This is a genomic window from Rhizobium sp. BT-226 (genome assembly GCF_025847085.2).
Taxonomy (GTDB): Bacteria; Pseudomonadota; Alphaproteobacteria; order Rhizobiales; family Rhizobiaceae; genus Rhizobium; species Rhizobium sophorae.
In genome coordinates this window covers 1,836,996-1,863,987 of the sequence record NZ_JAOYTI010000001.1, presented here as the reverse complement: position 1 = coordinate 1,863,987, position 26,992 = coordinate 1,836,996, and the positions used below count along the sequence as shown (strand labels likewise).

Here is a 26,992-nt window from a genome sequence, read left to right as displayed (position 1 = left end):
AAAGCCGATGTATCGCGCCATAAAGATTTTCCTCATCACGGTTTGCCTGGCATTTTTTGGCCTGACATTTTCGGGCGTGATGATCTCGAGCGAAGTCCAGGCCCAGGACGATATACACGTGCTTATCGACGCGCTCGGCGTCGGCGATTTCCCGGAACGCGAAGTGGCCATCAAGGCGCTGGTCGCTTCCAAGGATCCGCATGTCAGCCAGATCCTGCAGCAGTTGAGCGATGGCCTTCTCTACGTCAATTCCGATGGCGGCCCGGTTCTCCTCCAGGGCGGTACCGATGACGAACCGACCTATTCCGATCCGATCACCGGCGAAGCCGCTGCCGATGTCGATCCGGATCTGATGACGAAGGTCAAGATCAACAACGCGCTTCGCGGCGTCATTGCCGCCGCCACCAGCCAGTTGACGCTGATGAGCCCGGACCGTTCCGCGCGGCTTGCCGCGGCGCAGGGCTTGCTGAAAGATGCCGATCCCGCCAATCTCGACCTGCTGAACTCGGCGCTTGCGGCCGAAAAGGACGCTGAGATCAAGAATACGATGGAAGCGGCGCGCGCAGTGCTGCTGCTCAAGACGGATGCGAGCGTCGAAGACAAGAAGGCTGCGATCGATACGATCGCGGCGCGCGGCAATCGCGATGCGCTGACCATCCTGACGACCACACTCGAAACCGCGCCTGATGACCTGAAGCCGGCGATCCAGGCGGATATCAGCTCCATCAATCGCAGCCTGGCGCTGTGGGATATCGTCCAGAACATCTGGTACGGATTGTCTCTCGGCTCGGTACTGCTGCTTGCCGCGATCGGCCTTGCCATCACCTTCGGCGTCATGGGCGTCATCAACATGGCGCATGGCGAAATGGTGATGATCGGCGCCTATACGACCTATGTCGTGCAGGAATACATTACCTCCGCCTTTCCTGAACTTGCCGATTATTCGCTGGCCTTTGCCGTGCCTGCGGCCTTCGTCTTTACCGGCTTCGTCGGTCTGGTGATCGAGCGCGCCGTCATCCGCTATCTCTACGGCCGGCCGCTCGAAACGCTGCTCGCCACCTGGGGCGTGTCGCTCATCCTGCAGCAGGCGGTGCGCAGCATCTTCGGCCCGACCAACCGCGAGGTCCGCAATCCCACCTGGATGTCCGGCGTCTTCGATCTCGGCGGGCTCTCCATCACCTGGAACCGACTGTGGATCATCGTCTTTTCGATGGTCGTCTTTGTGGCGTTGCTCCTGCTGCTCAAGCGGTCCGCCTTCGGCCTGCAGATGCGTGCCGTTACGCAGAACCGGCGCATGGCGTCGTCGATGGGCATCCGCACTGGCTGGGTCGATGCCTTCACCTTCGCGCTCGGCTCGGGCATTGCCGGCATCGCCGGCGTGGCGCTCAGCCAGATCGACAATGTCTCGCCGAACCTCGGTCAATCCTACATCATCGACAGCTTCATGGTCGTCGTCTTCGGCGGGGTCGGCAATCTCTGGGGTACACTGGTCGGTGCACTCTCGCTCGGCGTCGTCAACAAGTTCCTCGAGCCCTTCGCCGGCGCCGTGCTCGGCAAGATCCTGGTGCTCGTCCTCATCATTCTCTTCATCCAGAAGCGTCCCCGCGGGCTCTTCGCACTCAAAGGAAGGGCGGTGGAAGCATGATAACGGCCTTCCTTCTCCGATCACTCGATCGCAAGATCGTCATTGCCATCGCCCTCCTGCTTCTGGTCGCTGTCCTTGTACCGGTCCTGAACCTGATGACGGGGCCGACCAATCCGCTGCACGTGCCGACTTATATCATGTCGCTGTTCGGCAAGTATCTGACCTATGCGCTGCTGGCGCTGGCGCTTGATCTCGTCTGGGGCTTCTGCGGCATCCTCTCGCTCGGCCACGGTGCCTTCTTTGCGCTCGGCGGCTATGCGATGGGCATGTACCTGATGCGCCAGATCGGTACGCGCGGCAGCTACGGAGATCCGATCCTGCCCGACTTCATGGTGTTCCTGAACTGGAAGGATCTGCCCTGGTTCTGGTACGGCTTCAACCATTTCTGGTTTGCGGCGCTGATGGTGCTCGTCGTGCCCGGCCTGCTCGCCTTCGTCTTCGGCTGGTTTGCCTTCCGCTCACGCGTCAACGGCGTCTATCTCTCGATCATCACCCAGGCGATGACCTATGCGCTGCTGCTGGCCTTCTTCCGCAACGACATGGGCTTCGGCGGCAATAACGGCCTTACCGATTTCAAGGACATTATCGGTTTCAACGTCCAGGCTGGCGGCACGCGTGCTGTCCTCTTTGCAGCAACTGCGATCTTCCTGGCGCTGTCGCTGCTGCTCGCCTCGGCGATCGTGCGCTCGAAGTTCGGCAAGGTGCTGGTCGGCGTGCGCGATGCGGAAAGCCGCACGCGCTTCCTCGGTTACCGCGTCGAGCACTTCAAGCTCTTCACTTTCGTCGTCTCGGCGATGATGGCGGGTATTGCCGGTGCGCTCTACGTGCCGCAGGTCGGCATTATCAATCCCGGCGAATTCGCCCCTGCCAATTCGATCGAAGTCGTCATCTGGACGGCGGTGGGCGGGCGGGCGACGCTGATCGGCCCGATCATCGGCGCGATCCTCGTCAACGGCGGCAAGACGATCTTCACCGGCCTCTTCCCGGAGTTCTGGCTGTTTGCACTCGGCGGTCTCTTCGTCGCCGTCACGCTATTCCTGCCGAAGGGCGTCGTCGGCACGATTGCGCAATATCTCGGCAAGCGGAAGGTCGTCTCCAAGGCGGCACCACCGGCGGCTGAGGAAGACGGTATCGAGCCGAAAATCCAGGCAGCGGAGTGAGCGCCATGATCCCTGACGTCAAACCCAACAGCGTGCTTTATCTCAACGGCGTTTCGGTTTCCTTCGATGGCTTCAAGGCGCTGAATTCGCTGTCGATCGTCATCGAACCCGGCGAGCTTCGCGCCATCATCGGCCCGAACGGCGCCGGCAAGACGACGATGATGGATATCATCACCGGCAAGACCAGGCCCGACGAGGGCGAGGTGTTCTTCAACGGCACGATCGACCTCACCAAGAGGGACGAGGCCGATATCGCCCAGCTCGGCATCGGCCGCAAGTTCCAGAAGCCGACGGTCTTCGAAAGCCATACGGTGTGGGACAATCTGGAGCTGGCGCTGAACCGCCGTCGCGGCGTGTTCTCGACACTGTTCTACCGGCTTTCGGGCGAGGATAATGCGCGCATCGAGGAAATCCTCGAAACGGTGCGGCTGACGCACCGCCGCGACGAATTCGCCGCCAATCTCTCGCACGGGCAGAAGCAATGGCTGGAGATCGGCATGCTGCTGGCGCAGGAACCGAAGCTCCTGCTGGTTGACGAGCCGGTGGCCGGCATGACCGATGCGGAGACGGCGGAAACCGCGATCCTGCTCAAGGATATCGCCAAAACCCGGTCGGTCGTCGTCGTCGAACACGACATGGGCTTCATCCGCGACCTCGGCGTCAAGGTGACCTGCCTTGCGGAGGGATCGGTGCTGGCCGAAGGGTCGATCGATTTTGTGAGTTCGGATCCGAAGGTCATCGAGAACTATTTGGGGCGGTGAGCGTCGTGTTTGCCGGATGCCCCTCACTCTAACTCTCTCCCCGTAAACGGGGCTAGGGGACGTGCCATGCGAGAGGTGGACGAGGGACGGACAGGTCGTGGCATATTCCCTTCTCCCCGCAAGCGGGGAGAAGGTGGCGGCAGCCGGATGAGGGGCAGCGGCCTGCTCTGATAGCAGTTTGAATGTAAAGGGAAACCGATGCTGACAGTCGAAAACGCAAACCTGCATTATGGCGCCGCTCAGGCGCTGCGCGGCATCTCGATCAAAGCGGAGATGGGCAAGATCACCTGCGTGCTGGGGCGTAACGGCGTGGGGAAGAGTTCTCTTCTGCGCGCCGTTACCGGCCAGCATCCGCTGTCGGCCGGCACCGTCACCTTCAACGATACCAAGCTGAACGGCTTGCCGCCCTTTGCCCGCGCCAAGCAGGGCATCGGCTATGTGCCGCAGGGCCGCGAAATCTTCCCACTGCTCACCGTCAAGGAAAATCTCGAAACCGGCTTTGCTCCGCTTGGCCGCCGCGACCGCAACATCCCCGATGACATCTTCAGTCTCTTCCCGGTGCTGAAGTCGATGTTGTCGCGTCGCGGCGGCGATCTTTCCGGCGGGCAGCAACAGCAGCTGGCGATCGGGCGCGCCATGGTGACGCGGCCGAGGATTCTCGTGCTCGACGAGCCGACCGAGGGCATTCAGCCATCGATCATCAAGGATATCGGTCGGGCGATCCGCTACCTGCGCGACTCTACAGGCATGGCGATCCTGCTCGTCGAGCAATATCTCGACTTCTGCCGGGAGCTGGCCGACTACGTCTACATCATGGATCGCGGCGAAATCGTGCATGAAGGGCTTGCCGAGACGCTGGATACACCGGAGGCCCGCCGCCACCTGACTGTCTGACTGGCAGATGCCGCATTTTGCAGCAGAGGGCGCGGCGCTGGAGAACCTTCCGCCGCCGCCAAAGGTCTGCTCGGGACGGCATAGGAATTGCTTGCTTTCCGCAATCCGCGCGCTTGAATGAAAAAAGGCGCGACCGAAAGGGACAATATGACGATTGCGGCGGCAGGCACGAGACCGCAAAGAGCGGAAGGGCGCGGGCATCTGGCGGCAAAGCTGTTCGATGGCCGCACGCGCATCCGCGAACTCTATCAGGAGGGGGCAGCGAAGATCCGCCTGCCCGATACCTTCGATGCCTCGATGGAAGCCGTCATCATCAATACCGCCGGCGGGCTGACGGGCGGCGATCGGATGGATTGGAGCGTGGATGCCGGCGCCGGTACGCGCATCGACGTCACCACTCAAGCTTGCGAGAAGATCTACAAGGCATCGGCCGGCATCGCCGAGGTGGCGACCAGCATCAAGGTTGGAGCCCAAGCCCGTGTCGACTGGCTGCCGCAGGAAACGATCCTCTTCGACCGGGCCGCACTTTTCCGCCGGCTGGACGTCGATCTTAACGAGAGTGCCGAATTTCTGGCCGTCGAGGCCGTGCTCCTCGGCCGCAAGGCGATGGGTGAGACGGTGGAGACCGGGCTCTTCCGCGACCGCTGGCGCATCCGCCGTTCGAACCAACTGATCCACGCCGAGGAACTCAGACTTTCCGAAGGTGTAGCAGCCCTTGCCGCGCGCCAGGCCGTGCTCGGCGGGCAGGTGGCCTTTGCGACGTTGCTTTATGCCGGGCCGCTTTCGGAAGCCTATCTCGGCAAGGTCCGGCCGTTGGTCGAAGGATCGATGGGCGGTGCGAGCGCTTGGAATGGCAAACTCGTCGTCCGCCTTGCCGCAGCCGATGGCTTCTTGCTCAGAAAAATCCTGATCCCGGTCATTTCCACCTTGCGCAACGGTGCGCCTGTGCCGAAAGTCTGGAATCTATGAACCTAGGCATGCAGCAGATGGACAAGCGATGAACCTCACTCCGAGAGAAAAAGACAAGCTGTTGATATCAATGGCGGCGATGGTGGCGCGGCGGCGGCTGGAGCGCGGCGTCAAGCTGAACTATCCCGAAGCGATCGCACTGATCAGCGACTTCGTCGTCGAAGGCGCCCGCGATGGCCGCCCGGTTGCCGAGCTGATGGAAGCCGGCGCCCACGTGATCGGCCGCGACCAAGTGATGGAAGGCGTTGCCGAGATGATCCACGACGTGCAGGTGGAAGCAACGTTCCCGGATGGAACCAAGCTCGTCACTGTGCACGAACCGATCCGGTGAGGAGAGAAGAATGCTCGAGCTCAGGCCCAATTGCGAATGCTGCGACAAGGATCTACCGCCGGATAGCACCGAGGCACGGATCTGCACCTATGAATGTACCTTCTGCGCCGATTGCGCAGGCGGCGTGCTAAACGGTGTCTGCCCTAACTGCAGCGGCAATCTCGTCGCGAGGCCTATTCGGCCGGCGGCCATGCTTGCCAAAAATCCGGCGTCGACGAAGCGTGTGCTGAAGGCTGAGGGCTGTGCGCCCAAGGCGGCTTGAGGAGGACGAGATGATTCCAGGCGAGATCATTGCCGCAAGCGGCGACATCGAACTGAATGCCGGCGCGCAGACGGTGACGCTGGAGGTTTCCAATACGGGCGATCGGCCGGTGCAGGTCGGCAGCCACTATCATTTTGCCGAGACCAATGCGGGGCTTTCCTTCGATCGCGCGGCGGCGCATGGCAAGCGGCTCGATATCCCGGCGGGGACGGCGGTGCGCTTCGAACCGGGGCAGACTCGCTCGGTAACGCTGATCCCGCTTTCCGGCAAGCGCGAGGTTTACGGCTTCCGCCAACTGGTGATGGGCAAGCTTTAAAAACAATAGACGGGAGGAATGAATGCGTTTGAATGTCTGCCTCGTCGGGGCTGCGATGCTGCTGGCGGTTGGTAGCGCCTCCGCCGAGGATATCGATTGCAACAGTCCCAAGACGCAATCGGACATGACTGCCTGCGAGGCGGCGCGCCATGAAGCCGCCGACAAGGCGCTGAATGCGCAATACAAGAAGACTCGCGCCGTCTTGGCGGCGATCGACAAGGACCTAGACGGCGATATGAAGGGCGCAGAGCAGGCGCTGGTCAAGGCCCAGCGCGCCTGGATCGATTATCGCGACGCCGAATGCGACGCCTTCGGCTTTCAGGCCCGCGGCGGCACGATGGAGCCGATGCTGGTCGCCGGATGTCTCGCCAATATCACGGACAAACGCACGAAAGAGCTGAAAGAGCTCGAAGACACGATGAGCAACTGAGGTGATCAGGAAGATTATGATCGTCGGCAATGGTGAGGTCGCAGACGCAGAGGCAGGCATCATCGATGCCGCCGATTTCGTCGTCCGCTTCAACGATTGCCGCTCCTATGGAGCCGGCGGCAGCCGCACGGATGCCGTTGCGGTCTGCAACACTGGCAGACCGGCAAAGGCGATGCTCGGTTCGCGTGAGTGGCACGCCCATCCGGGCGTGGTGTCGGCTGGCGAAATCTGGAGCGTGCGCGACCCGGAAAAATTTGCCGCGATGCGGGCGCCGCTTGCCGTCTCGCATCCGGAACTCGACGATTTCTGCGACGACTATACGAATGAGTTCACTGCCTTCTGCGCAAACACCGGCAAGAGGCACGTCGTCATCGGCCAGGCGGTTCACGAGGCCGTCGATGCCTCGCTTTCAGCCTTTGCTCCTTCGCCCTATGTCGTGCCGAGCAGCGGTATGATCGTCATTGCCGAGGTGCTGAACACATATGCCGAGGCCGAGGTGACGCTTGCCGGCTTCGGCCACGCCGGCTGGGAATGGCACCCGTTTTCGGCCGAACGACAACTGGTCGATAGCTATATTGCCGCTGGCCGCCTCAAGCGGCTCGGCGGAAAAACACTTGTCTCTTCCTCCCAAGGAGCCTGATAGATGCCCTACAAGATCTCGCGCGCCGCCTATGCCGGCATGTTCGGACCGACCACTGGAGACAAGGTGCGCCTTGCCGATACGGAGCTCTTCATCGAGATCGAGAAGGATTTCACCACCTATGGCGAGGAGGTGAAGTTCGGCGGCGGCAAGGTGATCCGCGACGGCATGGGCCAGAGCCAGGTGACACGGGCGGATGGCGCGGTGGATACGGTCATCACCAATGCGGTGATCGTCGATCATTCGGGCATCTACAAGGCCGATATCGGGCTCAAGGATGGGCGCATCGTCGCGATCGGCAAGGCCGGTAATCCCGACATGCAGCCGGGTGTCAACATCATCGTCGGCCCGGGCACGGAGGCGATCGCTGCCGAAGGCAAGATCGTCACCGCTGGCGGCATGGACAGCCATATCCATTTCATTGCGCCGCAGCAGATCGAGGAGGCGCTGATGTCAGGCATGACCTGTATGCTCGGCGGTGGCACTGGTCCTGCACACGGCACGCTCGCCACCACCTGCACGCCCGGTCCCTGGCATCTCGCGCGCATGATCGAAGCGGCCGACGCCTTTCCGATGAACCTCGCCTTTGCCGGCAAGGGCAATGCTTCGCTGCCGGGGGCGCTGACCGAAATGGTGCTGGCTGGCGCCACCTCGCTGAAGCTGCACGAGGATTGGGGCACGACGCCCGGCGCCATCGACTGCTGCCTGTCGGTGGCCGACGAATACGACGTGCAGGTGATGATCCACACCGATACGCTGAACGAAAGCGGCTTCGTCGAGGATACGATCGGCGCCATCAAGGGCCGCACCATCCATGCTTTCCACACGGAAGGGGCGGGCGGCGGGCATGCGCCCGACATCATCAAGATCTGCGGCCAGCCGAACGTCATCCCCTCGTCGACCAATCCGACGCGTCCCTATACGGTCAATACCATCGCCGAGCATCTCGACATGCTGATGGTCTGCCACCATCTGTCGCCGTCGATCCCCGAAGATATCGCCTTTGCCGAAAGCCGCATCCGCAAGGAGACGATCGCGGCGGAAGACATCCTGCACGATATCGGCGCTTTCTCGATCATCTCGTCCGATAGCCAGGCCATGGGCCGTGTCGGCGAGGTGGCGATCCGCACCTGGCAGACGGCCGACAAGATGAAGCGTCAGCGCGGCCGGCTGAAGGAGGAAAAGGGCGACAACGACAATTTCCGCGTCCGCCGCTATATCGCCAAATACACGATCAACCCGGCGATCGCCCATGGCCTCAGCCGTGAGATAGGCTCGGTCGAAGTCGGCAAACGTGCCGACCTCGTATTGTGGAATCCGGCCTTCTTCGGGGTGAAGCCCGATATGGTGCTGCTCGGGGGCTCGATCGCAGCCGCGCCGATGGGCGATCCGAACGCTTCGATCCCGACGCCGCAGCCGGTTCACTACCGGCCGATGTTTGCCTCCTACGGCAAGAGCCTCACCAATTCCTCCGTCACCTTCGTCAGCCAGGCGTCGCTCGATGCCGGCCTGAAGGGCCGGCTCGGAGTCGCCAAGGAACTGGTCGCGGTGAAGAATACGCGCGGCGGCATCTCCAAGGCATCGATGATCCACAACGACCTGACACCCGAGATCGAGGTCGATCCAGAGACCTACGAGGTCAGGGCAAACGGTGAGCTGCTCACTTGCGAGCCGGCGACGGTGCTGCCGATGGCGCAGCGCTATTTCTTGTTCTAGGCCCACGTCCCATGTGCAGCGGACGACCGCGATGAGGACAGGTATCCGCTGGTTGTCTCGGATCGTATTCGTGATAGTGCTTTTGGCGGCCTGCGGGACCTTCATTCCCCGGCCGCTGATTGCGCCGGTCAAGGCGTCGTCTGCGGCGGTGACGCATCGGATTCTCCTGCTGTCAGGCCCGATACATACCGATATTGCCATTCCGCTCGACGCGGAAACGCGGGCTGCCTTTTCCTTCCTCGACAATACCGATTTTCCGCTCGGTCATCCGAGCGCGGAGTGGCTCATTATCGGCTGGGGCGGTCGGGCCTTCTATTTGGAAACTCCTACATGGGCGGAGCTGAAGCCGCTGCCAGTGTTGCGCGCGCTGACGATCGACCGTTCTGTGCTGCATGTGGACCTTGCCGGTCATATCACCGAGCCGCAGCCCAGCGTTACGGCATTCAATGTCAGTGAGGATCAATTGGCGCAGCTGCGCGACTTTATCTCCGAGAGCTTCGTGCGCGACGCGGGCGCGGTGGTGCCGATTGCGGGTGCGGGTTACGGCGAGATCGACCGGTTCTTCGAGGCCAGGGGATACTTCAACGCCCTCTTAGGCTGCAACACCTGGACTGCCGCTGCCCTGCGCTCGGCTGGGCTTCGAACCGGCATATGGAACCCGCTTCCACAAGCATTGCGGTTATCTCCCTCTGTCTACAATTGAAGCATTCGCCGAGCGGTCTGTTCGTAAACGAAATTGTGAACACGACTCTCCGTACGGTTGTAAAAATCCGTGTGAAACCCTGTGTTTTCTCCAGGTAAACCATTCTGGAACAGCTCAACCATAAATCCCGAAAAAGGCATTTTATGTCAATGATATAGGTGCTCGCATGTTCTGTACGATTCAGGGATTGGACGCTTGCAGCCCCTGCTAGAAAAAATCTGCCCACTGAATCGTCCAGAACCTGTCAAATTTTAACGAGTCAATTAAGACACCCACAGCAATTGGGCTCTTATCAATGCCTGGAAACGCCGAGCAGGAAGGTTGATTCTCATGAGGAACTGGATGTCGCTGCAGGCCGATTTCGGCGATCTTCAATACCGCAGGAACGTCTATGTCTTCGCCTTGAAGATGGCTTTTCTTGCCGTCATTCTCTCAGGAGTCATTATCGCATTGACGATGCCGTCGCTCGATCTTCTCGGGCTCCTGCCGGTGACGCTCGCCCATGCAATCGGCTTCAGCGTCATCTTATCCTGGCTGATCGGCGGTACCGTTTCCGGCATGCTATCGCTGTTTGCCGGCTTTGCCATGCGCGACCTCGCGCTCTCGCGGGCGGAGTTCGAAAAGCTCAGCCGCACGGATACACTCTCCGGGCTGCTCAACCGGCGCGCCTTTACCGAGGCGCTTGAGAATACCGATGGCAATGCGTCGCTGGTCATTTTTGACGTCGACCGTTTCAAGGCGATCAATGACCGCTTCGGGCATGGCTGCGGCGATGCCGTCATCATCGCCGTTTCGTCCATGCTCACATCCGCCTTCGATGAGATGTCCGTCGTCGCAAGGCTTGGTGGGGAGGAGTTCGGCGTTATCGTCTCCGGCGAGCCGCTGGAGGCGCGGATGGAACGCATCGAAAGCGTCCGAGCCCGGATCGCCAGCGGCGCCATCAGGGCCGAGGGGCATGATATCCGCATCACCGTTTCCGGCGGCGTTGCCGATCTCGTCGCCGGGCGCAACAAGCAGGCGGTCTATGCCTCCGCCGACCGGGCGCTCTATCTCGCCAAGGCGCTCGGGCGCAATCGCGTCGTACACGAACGGGAAGGTCTGCATCACGCCTGGCACGGGCTCGTCGATAATGGCGTCGATGGCAAGAATAGAGGACCGGAGAGCGACAATGTGATGCAGGCTTACGGAATATAAAAGGCGAAGCCGGACGAAAGGCCATTGGTGCTTGCATCGGGAAGAGCTATTTTGCATGGTCGTCCTCTCAGAAAAACGGACATGTCATGCAGCGCGTCACCTCCTATCTTCCCGCCGGAACCCCTTCCTCCCATCCGATCGCTCAGGTCAAGCTGCCGCATGATCTGCGCCATCTGCGCCGCAAGTTGCTGCATCTGGAAAATGGCGAGATGGTCATGCTCGATCTCAAGGATCCGGTGCTTTTCGCCAATGGCGACCTTTTGGTCCGAGACGACGGCGAACTGATCGAGATCCTCGCCGCTGACGAGAAGCTCTTCGAGGTTCGCGGACGCGACCGCACGCATCTGGTCGAGCTCGCCTGGCATCTCGGCAATCGGCATCTTGCCGCCCAGATCGACGAAGACCGCATCGTCATCCTCCGCGATCATGTCATCCGCACCATGCTGCAGGGCCTCGGCGCCGTCGTCCTCGATATCAATGAGCCGTTCCAGCCGGCGCGCGGCGCCTATCATTCCCAAGGCGGGCATTCTCATGGGCATGATCACGATCTTACGCATAGTCACGGCCATGACCACGATCACGAACATGGCTACGAGCATGAGCATGAGCACCGCCACGATCGCGGCCATGATCATGACCATGGTCATGACCACGGACATCACGACCATAAGCACGACTGAGCCTTAATGACTAGTGATCGCGAGCTGCAGGCATTGCTGCGCCTGACGGCATGGCTCTCGCCGGCCTTTCCGATCGGCAGCTTTGCCTATTCGGGTGGGCTGGAGCGGGCAGTGGCCGACGGGCTGGTTACGGATTCGAGCTCGCTTGCGACCTGGATCGGCACGCTGATCGGCAATGGTTCGGTCTGGAACGATGCAGTGCTTCTGGCTGAAAGCCACAGGCACCAAGCGGAAGCCGCGCGTCTTGCCGAGATCGCCGCGCTCGCCGAGGCGCTTGCCGGATCACGCGAGCGCCATCAGGAAACGATGTTGCTCGGCGAGGCTTTCCTCGCAGCGGCGCGGGCCTGGCCGGACGATGTGTTCGAGCGGCTGCCCGACAAGGTCGCTTATCCCATTGCGGTCGGGGCGGTAACGGGCGCCCATGACATAAGGCCCGAGAAGGCGCTCGCCGGCTTCCTGCACGCCTATGCCTCACAAGCGGTTTCATCCGGCATCCGCCTCGGCGTCGCCGGGCAGAGGGATGGCGTTGCCGTACTTGCCGGTCTCGAAGATCGTATCGCGGAGGTTGCCCGGAGGGCGTCTGCCTCGACGCTCGACGATCTGGGTTCGGCGACGGTGCAGGCCGATATTGCCAGCCTGCGCCACGAGACGCAGGCGACGCGGCTGTTCCGCTCGTGATTGTTCGAAATATCGCTGCGGCGAGAGCAATTCCAGCAAAAGTGCGCAGCGGTTTTGCGTCCGGAATTGCGTGAAAACAAAGAGATAGAGCGCTTGGTTGATTCGAAGAAAAACAAGCGCTCTAAGTCATTTGACGGTGGCGCGGGCGGGCGGCTTCGCTATCATCGGGGTTCGATTGGAGTAAGACACATGAAATCAAGAAACGGACCTTTGCGTGTTGGCATTGGCGGGCCGGTCGGCTCGGGCAAGACGGCGCTGACCGAAAAGCTCTGCAAGGCGATGCGCGACGATTATTCCGTCGCCGTCGTCACCAACGATATCTACACGACGGAGGATGCCGAGGCGCTGGTGCGGATGCAGGCATTGACTTCGGACCGCATCGTCGGCGTCGAGACGGGCGGCTGCCCGCATACCGCCATTCGCGAGGATGCGACGATCAATTTGCAGGCGATCGCCGGCCTCAACCAGCGGATCCCCGATCTCGACGTCGTCTTCATCGAATCCGGTGGCGACAATCTGGCAGCGACCTTTTCGCCTGATCTTGCCGATATCACCATCTATGTCATCTCTGTCTGCCAGGGCGAGGAAATCCCGCGCAAGGGCGGGCCCGGCATCACCCGGTCGGACCTGCTCGTCATCAACAAGAAGGATCTGGCGCCCTATGTCGGCGCCGATCTCGAGGTGATGGACCGGGATGCGACGCGCATGCGTGCGAACCGCCCCTTCGTCTTCTCCGACATGAAGCGTGGCGACGGCGTCAGCTCGATCGTCAACTTCCTCAGGGAGCAGGGCGGGCTCTAAGACGGGATAATTTGGCGGTCAGACCTGCCGCAGCAGGTTGACGTCGGTAATGGCGATCGTTCGGCCACGCACCGTTACCCCTTTCGTCTTCAGCGTCGAGAAGGCGCGCGAGAGGGCCTCCGGTGCGAGGCCGAGTTTGCGGGCAAGCAGGTTTTTCGGAAACGGCAGCCGCAGCGAAGCGGTCGCACCGTTCTCGACGCAATGGGTCAGCAGATAATGTGCCACGCGCTGCGGCGCGGTCTGCATGCGGTCGCTTGCCAGGCATTCCATCGTCGAGATCAGATGCAGCGACAGGCTGCGCATGATCGCCTTGCCGATCCGCGGCCGTTCCTCGAGCAACAGCCGGACATTAGTGATGTGGAAGCGCGCCAGTACGGCATTATCCATCGCCTGCGCGCAGTAGCGATAGGTTTCGTCGGCGTGGATCAGGCATTCGGCGAAACCGTCGCCGGGCTCGCAGATGCGAATATCGGCCTGCCTGCCGTCGCCGTTGTGGCGATAGAGCCTGACGTAACCGCTGAGCACGCAATAGAAATAGGCCGCCTTGTCGCCCTCCTCGAAGAGAACGTCGTGCGGGTCGCAGAGGCGAACTGTTGCGCAGGTGTGTAGGGCTTCAGCCTCCTTGTGGTCGAGCCCGGTCATGAAGGCGACCTTGGCAAGTACAGCGGCCTCATGGCCGTTGAATGTCAGCTTTCTGTTCATCTCCCGGTCTCCTGATATGGCCGGACTTTCAATTCCTTAAGGCTGCCGGGCAAAATACGGGAAGGAGCCGAAGGCGGAGTTGATTTTGGTCAACGCCAAGAAATGAACTACAAAAACGAAACGGGCCGGGAGAACGCTCCCGGCCCGTTCATTTCCTGGTTTTTGCTTATTCCGCTGCGAAGGGCGGCAGGCGGAGTACGTTGGTGTCGTTGCCGTTGGCGGTCTTGCGTTTGCTGTCCGGCTTTTCGATCGCGGTCAGGCGTTCCTCCAGCGAGTCGATGTCGTCGCGGTTCTCGCGGGTGACGCGGGTGAGATCCTCGCGCGATAGCGGCAGCTCTTCGTCGTCCTTCTTGCCGACCAGGCGACCGAAAGCCCAGCCGAGCAGGCGGGAGAGGTCGTCCATGATCAGGAAGAAGGAAGGCACGACGACGAGCGAGAGCACGGTCGAGACGATGATGCCGCCGATCACCGCGGTCGCCATTGGTGCGCGGAACGAGCCGCCTTCGCCGACACCGAGTGCCGAAGGCAGCATGCCCGCCGACATGGCGATCGAGGTCATGATGATCGGTCGGGCGCGCTTGCGGCCGGCTTCGACCATGGCCTCGACGCGAGCCATGCCTCGGTGGCGCATCTCGATCGCGAAATCGACGAGCAGGATCGCGTTCTTGGTGACGACACCCATCAGCATCAGGATGCCGATCATGACGGGCATAGACAGCGGGTTGCTGGTGATGATCAGTGCGACTGCGACGCCGCCAATGGCGAGCGGCAGCGAGAACAGGATGGTGAAGGGCTGGATCACGTCCTTGAAAAGCAGGATCAGCACTGTCAGCACCAACAGGAGGCCCATCAGCATGGCGTTGACGAAGCTCTGCTGCATCTCGGTCTGCACCTTGGTGTCGCCGCTTTCGGCAAGGTGCACCGTGGCCGGGATGTTGGCCCCATTGACGATCTCGCGGAAGCGGGCCGAAGCCGTGTCGAGCGCCACCCCCTGCGGCAGGTCGGACCCGATCGAGACGACGCGGTAACGGTTGTTGCGCTTGATCGAGCTTACGCCTTCCGAATAGTCGATATTGGCGACGCTTGCGAGCGGAACAGTGCCGCCGCTGGCGGTCTGGATCTTGAGCGCCCGGATGGCCGAGAGATCGCGGCGCATGTCGAGCGAAGTCTGGACACGGATCGGGATCTGGCGATCGTCGAGCGAGATCTTGGCAAGAGCTGCATCGACATCGCCGATGGTGGCGACGCGGATCGTCTCGGAGATCTGCTGCGGCGTGATGCCGAGGCGGGCTGCCTCATCCTTGCGCGGATGAACCTGCAGTTCAGGACGGGGCAGGGCGCCGTCGGCGCTGACATTGGCAAGCAGCGGATCGGCGCGGAGCTTGGATTCCAGAATGCCGACGGCGTCGTTCAGGTCCTTGTCGTTCTTGGAGAGGAAGTTGAAGGAGAGGTCGCGTTCGCCGCGGTCGTTGAGCTTCAGGATATGGACGTCGGGAATGTCGTGCAGCTTGGCGAAGACTTCCTTTTCGATATTCCATTGCGGACGTTCGCGGCCGTGGACTTCCACCTTCGGCAGCATCGGGCCGATGACCGGGATATGGCCGAGTACGTCGTTGACCATCTTCTTGACCAGCGATTGGTCGAGCTTGTCGAGTGCCAGCGTGACGGTCGCGCGGCGCAGTTCGAGATCACCCTTCGGCGATGCGCCGCCGAGAACGAAGACGCTATCGACGCCGTTGATGTCCTTGACCCTGTCGTAGATCGCATCCGTCGTCTTCTCGGTGTCGTCAAGCCGTGCATTCGGCGGCAGCTCGACGGAGAGAACGATACGCGAGGCATCTTCCGGCGGCAGGAAGCTGCCCGGAACCTGCATCAGCAGGCCGACGGAACCGACGAGGAAGACGAGCGCCGCAATCAGCGTCGTATAACGCCAATACCACTTGCGGGTGGTGCCGGTGACAAGGCGCGTATAGCCCTTCATCAGCAGGCTGTCATTGTCGTGATGGTCTTCCATCGCGTCTTCGGCGCGCATCAGATAGGCGGCCATCATCGGGGTGATGAGGCGCGCCACCATCAGCGAGAAGAAGACGGAGAAGGCGACGGTCAGGCCGAACTGGATAAAGTACTGGCCCGGAATGCCCGGCATGAAGGAAACCGGCACGAAGACGGCGATGATCGTGAAGGTGGTGGCGATGACGGCGAGGCCGATTTCATCAGCCGCCTCGATCGCCGCTCGGTAGGGCGTCTTGCCCATCTTGATGTGGCGGGCGATGTTTTCGATTTCGACGATCGCATCGTCGACGAGAATACCGGTCGCAAGTGTCAAGGCGAGGAAGCTGACTAGGTTCAGCGAGAAGCCCATCATGTCCATGATCCAGAAGGTCGGGATCGCGGACAGGGGAAGGGCGATTGCCGAAATCAGCGTTGCGCGCCAGTTCCGGAGGAACAGGAAGACGACGATGACGGCGAGCAGCGCGCCTTCGAGCAGCGTATGGATGGCGGCTTCGTAGTTGCCATAGGTGAAATAAACCGAATCGTCGATCAGTTCGATCTTCACGTTCGGGTTTTCGGCCCGCACCTTGTCGAGGCTTTGACCCACGGTTTCGGCGACGCTGACCTCGCTGGCGCCCTTGGAACGGAAAACGCCGAAGGTGACGACCGGCGTAGCGTTGAAGCGCGAGAAGGATTTCGGCTCCTCATAGGTGTCCTTGATGACGCCGAGATCGGACAGCTTGACGAAGCGGCCGTTCGGCAGCGCAATCGTCGTGTCGGCGAGTTCGGCGACATTGCGGGCGTCGCCCAGGACGCGGATCGCCTGTTCGCTGCCGGCCACCTGGCCGCGGCCGGAGCCGAGATCGATGTTGGTGCCGCGCAGCTGCTCGTTCACGCTGGCGGCGGTGATGCCGTAGGCGTTGAGTTTGTCGGGGGTGAGTTCGATGCGCACCTCGCGCTCGGCGCCGCCGTAGCGGTCGACGCGGCCGATACCGGCCTGGCCCTGCAGCGAACGCTTGATCGTGTCGTCAACGAACCAGGAAAGTTCCTCCAGCGACATGGCGGGCGAGGAAACGGCGAAGGTCTGGATCGCCTGGCCTTCGACATCGACCTTGGAGACGATCGGTTCTTCGACGTTTGCCGGCAGATCGCTGCGGATGCGGTCGATCGCGTCCTTGGTGTCCTGCACGGCCTGTTCGGTCGGCACTTCCATGCGGAACATGACGTTGGTCTGCGAGCTGCCGTCGGTCACCGTCGACTGGATCTCGTCGATGCCGGTGATTGAGGCGACCGCGTCTTCGATCTCCTTCGTCACCTGCATTTCGAGTTCGGCCGGCGAAGCGCCGCTCTGCGTCACGCTGATCGAAACCAGCGGCACGTCGATGTTGGGAAAACGGGTGATCGGCAGCGAGTTGAAGGACTGTATGCCGATGAACACCAGCAGGCAGAAGGCCAGGAGCGGTGCGATGGGGTTTCGAATGGACCAGGCTGAAAAATTCATCGGATGGTCTCTTTAGTTGGAAGCCGGGGGCTGTTCACGCACCGGGGTGATGTGGTCGCCGTCACGGACGTAAGCGCCTGCCTTGGCCACGACCTCGTCGCCGGTCTTCAATCCATTGACGATCTCGACATAGGCACCGTCCTGGATGCCGGTCTCGACCTTGGCGTATTTCACCACGCCATCCTCGACCCTGCGGGCGGAGGAGCCTTCGCTGCCGGTGAGCACGGCGGTGAGGGGAAGCGATACGCCCTCAGTCTCGCGCACGATGATCTCGGCGCTGCCATACATGCCCGAGCGCGCCTTGCTGTCGTCGTCGATGGAGATATGGACGAGACCGAGGCGGGTGACCGGATCGACGGTCGGCGAGACCAGGCGCACGGCGCCGGACAGTTTCTCGCGGCTGCCGGAGAGCGAAATCGCAGCCTTCTGACCGGCCATGACTCTCACGATATCACTTTCGGCGACTTCGGCGACGAGCTCGATATCGCCGTTACGGATGATGGTGAAGAGCGGGTCGCCGTTGCCGGCGGCGATGGCGCCGACCTTGGCGTTCTTGGCCGAGACCGTGCCGGCGACCGGCGTCTTCACAGCGGTGCGCGCCAGTTTCAGATCGGCATCGGCGATCTGGCTGTCGAAGACCTTGAGATCGGCTTCGGAAACTTCGATCGCCTGCTCGGCGGAAGATACGCGGGCATTGGCGGCGGCGGCCGTCGCGTCGGCCTGCTCGACCTGGGCGGTGGAAACCGTGCCCTTCTTGACCATTTCCTGGGCGCGGGCCTGCTGCTGCCTTGCCTGTTCGGCATTAGCCTGGGCCTCGACGAGCTGGGCGCGCAACTGGGCGAGGCTTGCCTCGCCCTTGGCTTTCGTCGCCAGCATCTGGCTCTTTTCCAGGATCAGCGCGTCATCGTTCAGCGTGGCAAGCGTGCTTTCCGCCTGCACTTTGTCGCCGACATCGGCTTTCAGCGTGCGGATGGAGAGGCCTTCGACCTGCGGTTGGATATAGACTTCTTCGACGGGTTTGACCGTACCCGTGCCGATAACGCGGTCGACGAGGGTTCGGTTCGTCGCCTGGGTGACGACGATCGCCGGCAGGTTCTGCTGCGGTTTTGCAACCGGCGTCTCCTGCGAAAATGCGGCGGATGCGGCGAGAGCCGCCGCAAAAAGGGTGGAGGCGCCTAGAATTCCAATCGGCTTACGTGCCATGCGTCTTCGTCCAATCTTATGATAAGGTTGGCCGAACTCGAGCGTCTGCCACTCAGCGCGCGATCAGGCCACTGCCCTTCCTGCATTCTCAGAGGTATCCGCCGATCCTTTGCCGTCTTCATCCCTCGCCGGCAAATTCGGCTTGTAGGTGGTATCGATTTGCTCGATCTACAAGTACGGCAGAAAACAATTCCCCATTAGGCGATAATAATTAGCATTCCGACGTCAATCAATCACCGCAAGGTTATGTCAACATTACGAAGATTGATCACGCTTCAAAGTGTATGACGTTTGACGCCTGATAAATGCGACAGTTGCAAGGCGTTTTTTTGCGTTTAGGCGGAAAAAACAAAACGCGCGGGAAAACCCCGCGCGTTTCGCTTTCAGAATGTCTCCGGCGCCTACTTCGAAGCGGCGTCGGTGATGTCGTGCGTCCAGGCGCCCGAGGGCTCCTTGCTGATGATCTTCTGGTCGAGCAGCGCCTTTGCCGTGCGAGCATAAAGCGCCTCGTCCAGCTTGCCGGAGCTGTCGCCGACCAGCTTGGCGACTTCGCCCATCATGCGCTTCTGATGGTTCTCGTCCTGGCCGCCATTGTCCAGGACGATCTCGGCGGCTTCGTCGGGGTTTTCGGTCGCATATTTCCAGCCCTTCATCGAGGCGCGGACGAACTTGACCATTTTTTCCTTGAAGGCCGGGTCCTTCAGCTTGTCCTCCATCGCATAGAGGCCGTCTTCGAGAAGGTCGTTGCCCATCTCGGTGTAGTTGAAGACCGTCAGTTCTTCCGGCTTGAAGCCGGCATCGATCGCCTGCCAGTATTCGTTATAGGTCATGACGGAGATGCAGTCGGCCTGCTTCTGGACGAGCGGCTGCACGTCGAAGCTCTGCTTCAGCACTGTGACGCCGTTCGGGCCGCCTTCGGTCGACAGGCCGAGCTTGTTCATCCAGGCGAAGAAGGGATACTCATTGCCGAAGAACCAGACGCCGAGCGTGTGGCCCTTGAAGTCGGCTTCGGTCTTGACCGGGCCGTCCTTGCGGCAGATCATTTCCAGGCCGGACTTCTGGTAGGGCTGGGCGATGTTGACGAGCGGAACGCCCTTTTCGCGGGCAACCAGGGCGCCGCCCATCCAGTCGACGATGACATCGGCGCCGCCGCCGGCGATCACCTGCTCGGGGGCAATATCGGGGCCGCCCGGCTTGATCTCGACGTCGAGGCCTTCTTCCTTGTAAAAACCCTTGTCCTTGGCGACGTAATAGCCGCCGAACTGGCTCTGCGTGACCCATTTCAGCTGCAGCACCACCTTGTCGGCGGCCATCGCATGGGCCGCTGCAAGCGACATCGCGCTCGCCATCATTGCAACCATCAACTTTCTCATTTTCTTATCCTTACCCTCTGAAGTTATGCCCGGACCCGTTTCAGGAGCCCGCGCGCGCCTAGCCACCACGGATAGACGGATGCCAGAACGTCACCGCCCGTTCGGTCAGGGCGATGATGCCATAGAAGATCGAGCCGGCCAGCGCCGCGACGGCGATTTCCGCCCAGACCATGTCGACATTCATGCGGCCGATCTCGGTGGAGATACGGAAGCCCATGCCGACGATCGGCGTCCCGAAGAATTCCGCAACGATGGCACCAATCAGCGCCAGCGTCGAGTTGATCTTCAGTGCATTGAAAATGAAGGGCATTGCCGCCGGAAGCCTGAGTTTCAGCAGCGTCTGCCAATAGCCGGAGGCATAGGTGCGCATCAGGTCGCGCTCCATGCTGCCGGAGGCGGCAAGGCCGGCGACGGTATTCACCAGCATCGGAAAGAAGGTCATGATGATAACGACGGCGGCCTTCGACGGCCAGTCGAAACCGAACCACATGACCATGACAGGGGCGACGCCGATGATCGGCAGGGCCGAGACCATGTTGCCGATCGGCAGAAGGCCGCGGCGCAGGAAGGCGATGCGGTCGGCGAGCACCGCGACGACGAAGCCACTGAGGCAGCCGACGATATAGCCGATCAGCACCGCCTTGAAGATCGTCTGCCTGACGTCCGCGCCGAGGATCGGCAGCGACGCCATGAACCGCGCGCCGATGGCGCTCGGCGGCGGCAGCAGGATGAAGGGAACGCCGGCGCCACGCGTCACCGCTTCCCAGAGAATGAGGATCCAGGCGCCGAAGATCGCCGGGATCAGGAGCTGGAGCGCCGACTTGCCGAAAGTGGTGACGGGCTGCAGTTTCGACAGTTCGGTGACGCATCGCCAGGCAAGCAGCCAGCAGGCGAAGAGCAGCAGGAAGAAAGCCCGCGTCGCCGTGCCCTCGTTGCCGGAAAGAGCCGAAAGCAGCATCCAGCCGGCGCCATGCGCGCCGATAAACAGCACGGTGGCCCGATAGGCCGGCGGCTGCGGTGCGAATGACAGCAGGGCAGCCGCGATGACGATGGTGAAAATGAGGCTTGCCGTGCCGTCGGTGAGGGCGCGCGCCGCGCCCTCGGCCAGGAGCGGCAGGGCCGTCAGAGCCCCGACGCAGAGGAGGAGGGCGACCACGCCTTGCCAGGAGAAGGTCAGATGTCTCATGCCGGCCTCCCGCCCATGGCGCGGTCGACGATCTTCGCCGCAACGCCGACAACCGCAACCAGGATGCCCGCCACCAGCGATCCGGCGACGAGGGCGGCCCAGATATCGATGGTCTGGCTGTAATAGGAGCCGGCGAGCAGCTTCGAACCGATGCCGGCGACGGCACCCGTCGGCAGCTCGCCGACGATGGCGCCGACCAGGCTGGCGGCGATCGCCACCTTCATCGACGTGAAGAGGAAGGGGATCGAGGCTGGAACGCGCAGCTTCCAGAACGTCTGCATCGGGCTGGCATAATAGGTGCGCATCAGATCGAGATGCATGATTTCAGGCGAACGCAGCCCCTTCACCATGCCGACGGCGACCGGAAAGAAGGAGAGGTAGGTGGAGATCAGCGCCTTGGAAACGAGGCGGGAAGCGTCGGAATCGAGGTTCAGCAGATGCGCAATTGCATTGTCGCCGGTCAGTACATTGTAGGAGATGATGACGATCATCGGCGCAATCGCAAGGATCGGTATGGTCTGGCTCGCCACCAGCCAGGGCATCAGCGAGCGATCCATGGCGCGGTTATGGACGATCAGCACGGCAAGAAGGATGCCGAGCAGCATGCCGAAGCCGAAGCCGAGCAGGGTGGAGGAGAGGGTTACCCAGCTGTGATAAACGAGGCTGCGGTTACTCGAAAGGCTGCGCAGAAAAGTGTTTTCGTAGACGTTCTGCGCCACCTGATGCGGCGCCGGCAGGATCGGCTTCGGCTGGGCGAGCGTCTTGCCGATGAATTCGAGGGTCGTAGGGGTGGCGCCGGCGCGGCCGTCCATGTCGCGCTGGAACGGCGCGTTCATCAGGGTGGCGGCGACATACCAGATGACGACGAGGGCAAGCAGGATTGTGGTGACGGGGACGATCTTGTCCCTGAAGGTGTCGGGTTTCACAGCGACCGCCCCCAGATATTGGCGTTGAGCGTGCCGCTACGGGTAACCCTAGAACTCAACCGCCTAAACCTCATGGCTATGCCCCGTCCTCAGCCCTTCGCGGACGCGATGGGCGATTGCCAGGAACTCGGGGGTTTCACGAATGTCGAGCGGGCGTTCGGCCGGCAGGGTCGAGTCGATCACATCGGTTACGCGGCCCGGGCGCGGAGACATCACCACGATCTTGGTCGAGAGGTAGACCGCCTCGGGGATGGAATGGGTGACGAAGCAGATCGTCTTGTTGGTGCGGGTCCAGAGTTTCAGCAGCTCTTCGTTCAGATGGTCGCGGACGATCTCGTCCAAGGCGCCGAAGGGCTCGTCCATCAGCAGCAGGTCGGCGTCGAAGGCGAGAGCGCGGGCGATCGAGGCGCGCTGCTGCATGCCACCGGAAAGCTGCCAGGGGAATTTCTTCTCGAAGCCCGAAAGACTGACGAGATCGAGTGCTTCGGCGATGCGGCGCGTCCGGTCGGCGCCGGAATAGCCCATGATCTCCAGCGGCAGGGCGATATTGTTTTCGATGGTGCGCCAGGGATAGAGCGCCGGCGCCTGGAAGACATAGCCGTAGGCGCGGGCCTTGCGAGCCTCTTCCGGTGTCATGCCGTTGATCGAGATCTCGCCCGAGGTGCTCTTTTCGAGATCGGCGATGACACGCAGGAAAGTGGTCTTGCCGCAGCCCGACGGGCCGATGAAAGAGACGAAATCGCCCTTGCGGACATCGAGATTGACATTGCTCAGTGCACGCACCGGGCCGTCATTGGCCTGGTAGGTGAGACAGAGATCCTTGGCGGATACGACGGAGGGTGTTTGCATCAATGCGACCAGTCTTGTTTTCGCCGCGGGAACGCGGTTTGCGTGCTATCATTACCGCCGGTTTTATCGACGACACACTCCATGGAGGATGAGGATGGACGTGACATCAAAGCCCACCTGCCACATCGTTCGCCCCAATCATGCCTATGACGGCAAGCAGGGGCTCAGCTATTTCCAAGGGGTCGCGGCCGAGACGGTCGGCGCCAAGGGCATCTGCATGCACCTCCTGACGATCCCGCCGGGCGTACGCGCCAAGGCGCATCTGCACGAGGCGCACGAGACGGCGATCTACATGCTCTCCGGCGAGGCCCACACATGGTACGGAGATCGGCTCGAGCATCACGTCATCGTCCATGCCGGCGAACTTTTCTATATCCCGGCCGGTGTGCCGCACTTGCCGGCAAACCTCAGCAGCACGCCGTGCACGGCGATCATCGCCCGCACCGATCCGAACGAGCAGGAAAGCGTCGTGCTTCTGCCGGAGTTGGACGCTTTGGTACCGGCGTGAGGTCATTGGCATAGAGGCAGCGGTCCCCGGTTGATGGTCGTATCGTCACGCGCCATCGTCATACGCCGCTTGCCGGAATGCCGCTACGCGTCACCTTGCGCGGCGCGGTGATCTCCTTCCACTGGGAAAGCGCCTTGCTGACAGCCGTGACCGGCTCGCGCCTGACGAATTCGCCGTGGCCCTCTCGGGTCTTGATCGCGCCTTCCTCGATCGCCACGACGCCGCGTGTCAGCGTGTAGCGCGGCAGGCCGGTGACTTCCTTGCCTTCGAAGACGTTGTAGTCGATCGCCGACTGCTGGGCTTTGGACGAAATGGTCTTGGAACGTTGCGGGTCCCAGACGACGATGTCGGCATCGGCGCCGACAAGGATCGCGCCCTTCTTCGGATAGATGTTGAGGATCTTGGCGATGTTGGTCGAGGTGACGGCGACGAATTCGTTCATCGTCAGCCGCCCGGTGTTGACGCCATGGGTCCAGAGCATCGGCATGCGGTCTTCGAGGCCGCCGGTGCCGTTCGGGATCTTGGTGAAATCACCGACGCCGAAACGCTTCTGCGCCGTGGTGAAGGCGCAATGGTCGGTGGCGACCACCTGCAGCGAGCCGGAGGCAAGCCCCGCCCAGAGTGAATCCTGATGCTGCTTGTTGCGGAAGGGCGGCGACATCACCCGGCGGGCCGCGTGATCCCAGTCGGAGTTGGAATATTCGCTCTCGTCGAGCGTCAGGTGCTGGATCAGCGGTTCGCCATAGACGCGCATGCCCTTGGCACGGGCGCGGCGGATCGCCTCGTGCGCCTGTTCGCAGGAGGTGTGGACGATATAAACAGGACAGCCGGCCATGTCGGCGATCATGATGGCGCGGTTGGTGGCCTCACCCTCGACTTCCGCCGGGCGGGAGTAGGCATGCGCCTCTGGGCCGTTGTTGCCGTCGGCGAGCAGCTTTGCCGACATCGAGGCGACGACGTCGCCGTTTTCGGCGTGCACCAGCGGAAGGGCGCCGAGTTCGGCGCAGCGCTGGAAGGAGGCGAACATCTCGTCATCGTCGACCATCAGCGCGCCCTTATAGGCCATGAAGTGCTTGAAGGTGTTGATGCCCTTGTCGCGGACGATGGTTTCCATCTCCTTGAAGACCTGCTCGCTCCACCAGGTGACCGCCATGTGGAAGGAATAATCGCAATTGGCGCGGGTCGATTTGTTGTCCCACATGGTCAGCGCTTCGAGCAGCGACTGGCCGGGGGCGGGCAGGGCGAAATCGACCACCATGGTCGTGCCGCCGGAAAGGGCGGCGCGGGTGCCGCTCTCGAAATCGTCGGAAGAATAGGTGCCCATGAAGGGCATTTCGAGATGGGTGTGGGGATCGATGCCGCCGGGCATAATATAACAGCCGGAGGCGTCGAGTGTTTCGTCGCCCGAGAGGTTCGGACCAATCTCGACGATCTTGCCGCCGTCGATTTTCACGTCAGCCTTATAGGTCAGGTCGGCGGTGACGATGGTGCCGTTCTTGATGACTGTGGTCATGATCATTCCCCGTTTTTGTCTGCAGATTGGGCCGGCGAATAGAAGCCGAGCGGTTCTGGGCTGATCTCGATCCGGCCCTGCAAGGCGGCTAGAATCGTTTCGAGTACTGAGCGACGTTCGCGCGAGATTTCCCTGTTCCAGAAGCGCAGGACGGAATAGCCATTCACATTGAGCCATTCAGTTCGGCGCTGATCGGACGCGCTATCGGCATGCTGGAAGCCGTCGACTTCGACGATCAATCGTTGTTCACGACAGAGGAAATCGACAATGAACGGACCGAGGGGAACCTGCCGTGCGAATTTGTAGCCGTTCAGGCGGCGGGCGCGCAGGTCGCTCCAGAGGTGGTACTCCTCTTCGGTTTCGTTGCGGCGAAGAGCCCTGGCTTGGCCCGTCTTGTTGGTACGATGTTTCCGGATATCCTGTTTGATAATTTTCGTCGCACCCGCAGCCCCCTCATCCGCCCGTCGGGCACCTTCTCCCCGAGGGGAGAAGGGGGAAGCCGCAACGTCCACCGTTCCCTTCTCCCCAGCGGGGAGAAGGTGGCCCGAAGGGTCGGATGAGGGGGCTACAGACGCGACGCTAGCCATCACACCGCAATCTCCGCCGTCTCGACCACCGCATGGAACAGCACATCGGCTCCCGCCATCGCCCATTCCTTGGAGATCTCTTCCGCCTCATTGTGCGAGAGGCCGCCGACGCAGGGGCACATGACCATCGTTGCCGGTGCGACCTTGGCGGCCCAGCAGGCGTCGTGGCCGGCGCCGGAGATGATGTTCATGTGGCTGTAGCCGAGCCGCTCGGCAGCGTCGCGCACCGACGTGACCAGTTTCGGATCGAAGGTGATCGGCTCGAAGTGGCCGATCGCCTCGATGGAACAGCCGACGCCGAGTGCATCGGTGATCTCAGGCGCTTTCGCCTCGATCTTTGCCCGCATGCGGTCGAGCTTCTCTTTGTCGGGCGAGCGGATGTCGACGGTGAAGACGACCTTGCCCGGCAGGACGTTGCGCGAATTCGGCGAGAAGAAGACCTGGCCGACACCGCCGACGGCGCCTGGCTGCTCACCCATCGCCACGTCCTGGACCATTTCCAGGATGCGGGCCATGGCGAGGCCGGCATTGACGCGCAGGTTCATCGGCGTCGATCCGGTATGGGCTTCCTTGCCGGTCAACGTGAATTCCAGCCACCACAGGCCCTGGCAATGGGTGACGACGCCGATCTGCTTCTCCTCGGCTTCGAGAATCGGCCCCTGCTCGATGTGATATTCGAAATAGGCGTGCATCTTGCGGGCGCCGACCTCTTCGTCGCCGACCCAGCCGATGCGTTTCAGTTCGTCGCCGAACAGATTGCCCTCAGGGTCCCTGCGATTATAGGCGAAGTCCAGGCTGTGTACGCCGGCGAAGACGCCTGACGCCAGCATGGCGGGGGCAAAACGCGCGCCTTCCTCGTTGGTCCAGTTGGTCACGACGATCGGATGTTTGGTCTTGATGCCGAGATCGTTCATGGTGCGCACGACTTCGAGAGCCGCAAGCACGCCGAGCACACCGTCATATTTGCCGCCGGTCGGCTGAGTGTCGAGATGCGAGCCGACATAGATGGGCAGAGCATCGGGATCGGTGCCGGGGCGGGTGGCGAACATCGTGCCCATGCGGTCGACGCCCATGGTCAAACCGGCATCGTCACACCATTTTTTGAAAACGCTGCGGCCCTGCGCATCGGCGTCCGTCAGCGTTTGGCGGTTGTTGCCGCCTGCTATGCCGGGGCCGATTTTCGCCATCTCCATGAGACTGTCCCAGAGACGGTCGCCATTGACGCGCATGTTCTCGCCTGGTGCTGCCACCATTTTGTATGCCCTCACCTGTTTGCGGCGGTCATGCAAAGGGCATGCCCGCCTGTTCCCGTGGTCCTTCCTGCGCCCCTTATTGATTTTGTCGAGCGCCGGAAAATCGCCAGTTGCCTTTGTTTTGCATCTGGCGGATAATTTGACCGATTGGTAAACATTACAACTTCCACCGCCGGGCTCAAGACGAAAATCACGAAAATTGCCGATAAAAATACGGGC

Annotated in this window: 27 protein-coding genes; 17 read left to right on the top strand and 10 right to left on the bottom strand. The window is 61.7% G+C overall.

Annotated features, from left to right (window positions below; all coding sequences use genetic code 11):
* The first annotated feature begins 7 nt into the window (after window positions 1-7).
* From urtB to ureG, 16 genes are all read left to right on the top strand, one after another.
* Entirely contained in the window at window positions 8-1,645 is a 1,638-nt protein-coding gene (gene urtB / locus OIU37_RS09445) for an urea ABC transporter permease subunit UrtB (RefSeq protein ID WP_264257210.1), read from the top strand.
* A complete protein-coding gene (gene urtC / locus OIU37_RS09440; RefSeq protein WP_168314311.1) occupies window positions 1,642-2,805 on the top strand; it encodes an urea ABC transporter permease subunit UrtC in 1,164 nt (387 codons plus the stop codon). The genes urtB and urtC overlap by 4 nt, the downstream gene beginning before the upstream one ends.
* Window positions 2,806-2,810: 5 nt before the next feature.
* On the top strand, window positions 2,811-3,566 hold the full coding sequence (urtD, locus tag OIU37_RS09435; RefSeq protein WP_168314310.1) for an urea ABC transporter ATP-binding protein UrtD: 756 nt from the start codon (window positions 2,811-2,813) through the stop codon (window positions 3,564-3,566).
* A 198-nt stretch (window positions 3,567-3,764) separates the two neighbouring features.
* Window positions 3,765-4,460 (top strand): urea ABC transporter ATP-binding subunit UrtE, encoded by a 696-nt coding sequence (gene urtE, locus OIU37_RS09430; RefSeq protein WP_003542323.1) that lies wholly within the window; start codon window positions 3,765-3,767, stop codon window positions 4,458-4,460.
* A gap of 147 nt (window positions 4,461-4,607) precedes the next feature.
* Window positions 4,608-5,429 (top strand): urease accessory protein UreD, encoded by an 822-nt coding sequence (locus tag OIU37_RS09425; protein WP_168314394.1) that lies wholly within the window; start codon window positions 4,608-4,610, stop codon window positions 5,427-5,429.
* A 28-nt stretch (window positions 5,430-5,457) separates the two neighbouring features.
* Window positions 5,458-5,760, top strand: coding sequence for an urease subunit gamma (locus OIU37_RS09420; protein WP_064695492.1), 303 nt, complete (start codon window positions 5,458-5,460; stop codon window positions 5,758-5,760).
* Between the two features lie 10 nt (window positions 5,761-5,770).
* Complete coding sequence (locus OIU37_RS09415) at window positions 5,771-6,022, top strand: DUF1272 domain-containing protein (protein ID WP_264257201.1); 252 nt, start codon at window positions 5,771-5,773, stop codon at window positions 6,020-6,022.
* 10 nt (window positions 6,023-6,032) lie between these two features.
* Window positions 6,033-6,338, top strand: a complete 306-nt coding sequence (locus OIU37_RS09410; protein WP_018243288.1) for an urease subunit beta — start codon at window positions 6,033-6,035, stop codon at window positions 6,336-6,338.
* Between the two features lie 22 nt (window positions 6,339-6,360).
* Window positions 6,361-6,768 carry a lysozyme inhibitor LprI family protein gene (locus OIU37_RS09405; RefSeq protein ID WP_168314307.1) on the top strand — a complete coding sequence of 136 codons (408 nt, stop codon included), beginning with the start codon at window positions 6,361-6,363 and terminating at the stop codon, window positions 6,766-6,768.
* 16 nt (window positions 6,769-6,784) lie between these two features.
* Complete coding sequence (locus tag OIU37_RS09400) at window positions 6,785-7,408, top strand: Urease operon accessory protein (RefSeq protein WP_180695413.1); 624 nt, start codon at window positions 6,785-6,787, stop codon at window positions 7,406-7,408.
* 3 nt (window positions 7,409-7,411) lie between these two features.
* Window positions 7,412-9,124 carry an urease subunit alpha gene (ureC, locus tag OIU37_RS09395; RefSeq protein WP_003561946.1) on the top strand — a complete coding sequence of 571 codons (1,713 nt, stop codon included), beginning with the start codon at window positions 7,412-7,414 and terminating at the stop codon, window positions 9,122-9,124.
* Window positions 9,125-9,155: 31 nt separating this feature from the next.
* Entirely contained in the window at window positions 9,156-9,827 is a 672-nt protein-coding gene (locus OIU37_RS09390; protein ID WP_264257197.1) for a TIGR02117 family protein, read from the top strand.
* A 330-nt stretch (window positions 9,828-10,157) separates the two neighbouring features.
* Complete coding sequence (locus tag OIU37_RS09385; protein WP_264257196.1) at window positions 10,158-11,021, top strand: GGDEF domain-containing protein; 864 nt, start codon at window positions 10,158-10,160, stop codon at window positions 11,019-11,021.
* 86 nt (window positions 11,022-11,107) lie between these two features.
* Window positions 11,108-11,701: an urease accessory protein UreE gene (locus tag OIU37_RS09380; RefSeq protein WP_264257195.1), complete on the top strand. Its 594-nt coding sequence runs from the start codon at window positions 11,108-11,110 to the stop codon at window positions 11,699-11,701.
* A gap of 6 nt (window positions 11,702-11,707) precedes the next feature.
* A complete protein-coding gene (locus OIU37_RS09375; protein WP_264257194.1) occupies window positions 11,708-12,379 on the top strand; it encodes an urease accessory protein UreF in 672 nt (223 codons plus the stop codon).
* A gap of 189 nt (window positions 12,380-12,568) precedes the next feature.
* On the top strand, window positions 12,569-13,180 hold the full coding sequence (gene ureG, locus OIU37_RS09370) for an urease accessory protein UreG (protein ID WP_171605398.1): 612 nt from the start codon (window positions 12,569-12,571) through the stop codon (window positions 13,178-13,180).
* Between the two features lie 18 nt (window positions 13,181-13,198).
* On the opposite strand, the gene OIU37_RS09365 is transcribed toward ureG, so the two are convergent.
* From OIU37_RS09365 to OIU37_RS09335, 7 genes are all read right to left on the bottom strand, one after another.
* Window positions 13,199-13,882, bottom strand: a complete 684-nt coding sequence (locus OIU37_RS09365; protein ID WP_264257193.1) for a Crp/Fnr family transcriptional regulator — start codon at window positions 13,880-13,882, stop codon at window positions 13,199-13,201.
* Between the two features lie 166 nt (window positions 13,883-14,048).
* Window positions 14,049-17,375 carry an efflux RND transporter permease subunit gene (locus tag OIU37_RS09360; RefSeq protein ID WP_264257192.1) on the bottom strand — a complete coding sequence of 1,109 codons (3,327 nt, stop codon included), beginning with the start codon at window positions 17,373-17,375 and terminating at the stop codon, window positions 14,049-14,051.
* A 12-nt stretch (window positions 17,376-17,387) separates the two neighbouring features.
* Complete coding sequence (locus tag OIU37_RS09355) at window positions 17,388-18,578, bottom strand: efflux RND transporter periplasmic adaptor subunit (protein ID WP_240605229.1); 1,191 nt, start codon at window positions 18,576-18,578, stop codon at window positions 17,388-17,390.
* A gap of 401 nt (window positions 18,579-18,979) precedes the next feature.
* Entirely contained in the window at window positions 18,980-19,951 is a 972-nt protein-coding gene (locus tag OIU37_RS09350) for an ABC transporter substrate-binding protein (RefSeq protein WP_180694361.1), read from the bottom strand.
* Window positions 19,952-20,009: 58 nt separating this feature from the next.
* Window positions 20,010-21,137, bottom strand: a complete 1,128-nt coding sequence (locus OIU37_RS09345; protein WP_264257191.1) for an ABC transporter permease — start codon at window positions 21,135-21,137, stop codon at window positions 20,010-20,012.
* On the bottom strand, window positions 21,134-22,063 hold the full coding sequence (locus OIU37_RS09340; protein WP_264257190.1) for an ABC transporter permease: 930 nt from the start codon (window positions 22,061-22,063) through the stop codon (window positions 21,134-21,136). The genes OIU37_RS09345 and OIU37_RS09340 overlap by 4 nt, the downstream gene beginning before the upstream one ends.
* Before the next feature lie 63 nt (window positions 22,064-22,126).
* A complete protein-coding gene (locus OIU37_RS09335) occupies window positions 22,127-22,912 on the bottom strand; it encodes an ABC transporter ATP-binding protein (protein WP_168314298.1) in 786 nt (261 codons plus the stop codon).
* Window positions 22,913-23,006: 94 nt separating this feature from the next.
* Between OIU37_RS09335 and OIU37_RS09330 the strand changes: the two genes are divergently transcribed.
* Window positions 23,007-23,420, top strand: coding sequence for a cupin domain-containing protein (locus OIU37_RS09330; protein WP_003542280.1), 414 nt, complete (start codon window positions 23,007-23,009; stop codon window positions 23,418-23,420).
* 58 nt (window positions 23,421-23,478) lie between these two features.
* Here the strand turns inward: OIU37_RS09330 and hydA are convergent, their stop codons facing one another.
* The 3 genes from hydA to OIU37_RS09315 are packed head-to-tail and all read right to left on the bottom strand — an operon-like array spanning window position 23,479 to window position 26,773.
* Window positions 23,479-24,933 carry a dihydropyrimidinase gene (gene hydA / locus OIU37_RS09325; protein ID WP_264257189.1) on the bottom strand — a complete coding sequence of 485 codons (1,455 nt, stop codon included), beginning with the start codon at window positions 24,931-24,933 and terminating at the stop codon, window positions 23,479-23,481.
* A gap of 2 nt (window positions 24,934-24,935) precedes the next feature.
* The gene (locus tag OIU37_RS09320; protein WP_168309319.1) at window positions 24,936-25,520 is read right to left on the bottom strand and encodes an endonuclease domain-containing protein; all 585 of its coding nucleotides are present in this window, start codon (window positions 25,518-25,520) and stop codon (window positions 24,936-24,938) included.
* A complete protein-coding gene (locus tag OIU37_RS09315; RefSeq protein ID WP_264257187.1) occupies window positions 25,520-26,773 on the bottom strand; it encodes a Zn-dependent hydrolase in 1,254 nt (417 codons plus the stop codon). The genes OIU37_RS09320 and OIU37_RS09315 overlap by 1 nt, the downstream gene beginning before the upstream one ends.
* Window positions 26,774-26,992: the final 219 nt, after the last annotated feature.

Coding starts and splice junctions, on each gene's coding strand:
- OIU37_RS09415 (WP_264257201.1), top strand. CDS start 5,771: ATGCTCGAGCTCAGGCCCAATTGCGAATGCTGCGACAAGGATCTACCG.
- OIU37_RS09380 (WP_264257195.1), top strand. CDS start 11,108: ATGCAGCGCGTCACCTCCTATCTTCCCGCCGGAACCCCTTCCTCCCAT.
- urtC (WP_168314311.1), top strand. CDS start 1,642: ATGATAACGGCCTTCCTTCTCCGATCACTCGATCGCAAGATCGTCATT.
- OIU37_RS09360 (WP_264257192.1), bottom strand. CDS start 17,375: ATGAATTTTTCAGCCTGGTCCATTCGAAACCCCATCGCACCGCTCCTG.
- OIU37_RS09420 (WP_064695492.1), top strand. CDS start 5,458: ATGAACCTCACTCCGAGAGAAAAAGACAAGCTGTTGATATCAATGGCG.
- ureC (WP_003561946.1), top strand. CDS start 7,412: ATGCCCTACAAGATCTCGCGCGCCGCCTATGCCGGCATGTTCGGACCG.
- OIU37_RS09425 (WP_168314394.1), top strand. CDS start 4,608: ATGACGATTGCGGCGGCAGGCACGAGACCGCAAAGAGCGGAAGGGCGC.
- urtB (WP_264257210.1), top strand. CDS start 8: ATGTATCGCGCCATAAAGATTTTCCTCATCACGGTTTGCCTGGCATTT.
- ureG (WP_171605398.1), top strand. CDS start 12,569: ATGAAATCAAGAAACGGACCTTTGCGTGTTGGCATTGGCGGGCCGGTC.
- OIU37_RS09400 (WP_180695413.1), top strand. CDS start 6,785: ATGATCGTCGGCAATGGTGAGGTCGCAGACGCAGAGGCAGGCATCATC.
- urtE (WP_003542323.1), top strand. CDS start 3,765: ATGCTGACAGTCGAAAACGCAAACCTGCATTATGGCGCCGCTCAGGCG.
- OIU37_RS09330 (WP_003542280.1), top strand. CDS start 23,007: ATGGACGTGACATCAAAGCCCACCTGCCACATCGTTCGCCCCAATCAT.
- urtD (WP_168314310.1), top strand. CDS start 2,811: ATGATCCCTGACGTCAAACCCAACAGCGTGCTTTATCTCAACGGCGTT.
- OIU37_RS09320 (WP_168309319.1), bottom strand. CDS start 25,520: ATGGCTAGCGTCGCGTCTGTAGCCCCCTCATCCGACCCTTCGGGCCAC.
- OIU37_RS09375 (WP_264257194.1), top strand. CDS start 11,708: ATGACTAGTGATCGCGAGCTGCAGGCATTGCTGCGCCTGACGGCATGG.
- OIU37_RS09345 (WP_264257191.1), bottom strand. CDS start 21,137: ATGAGACATCTGACCTTCTCCTGGCAAGGCGTGGTCGCCCTCCTCCTC.
- OIU37_RS09385 (WP_264257196.1), top strand. CDS start 10,158: ATGAGGAACTGGATGTCGCTGCAGGCCGATTTCGGCGATCTTCAATAC.
- OIU37_RS09390 (WP_264257197.1), top strand. CDS start 9,156: ATGAGGACAGGTATCCGCTGGTTGTCTCGGATCGTATTCGTGATAGTG.
- hydA (WP_264257189.1), bottom strand. CDS start 24,933: ATGACCACAGTCATCAAGAACGGCACCATCGTCACCGCCGACCTGACC.
- OIU37_RS09365 (WP_264257193.1), bottom strand. CDS start 13,882: ATGAACAGAAAGCTGACATTCAACGGCCATGAGGCCGCTGTACTTGCC.
- OIU37_RS09405 (WP_168314307.1), top strand. CDS start 6,361: ATGCGTTTGAATGTCTGCCTCGTCGGGGCTGCGATGCTGCTGGCGGTT.
- OIU37_RS09350 (WP_180694361.1), bottom strand. CDS start 19,951: ATGAGAAAGTTGATGGTTGCAATGATGGCGAGCGCGATGTCGCTTGCA.
- OIU37_RS09315 (WP_264257187.1), bottom strand. CDS start 26,773: ATGGTGGCAGCACCAGGCGAGAACATGCGCGTCAATGGCGACCGTCTC.
- OIU37_RS09335 (WP_168314298.1), bottom strand. CDS start 22,912: ATGCAAACACCCTCCGTCGTATCCGCCAAGGATCTCTGTCTCACCTAC.
- OIU37_RS09355 (WP_240605229.1), bottom strand. CDS start 18,578: ATGGCACGTAAGCCGATTGGAATTCTAGGCGCCTCCACCCTTTTTGCG.
- OIU37_RS09410 (WP_018243288.1), top strand. CDS start 6,033: ATGATTCCAGGCGAGATCATTGCCGCAAGCGGCGACATCGAACTGAAT.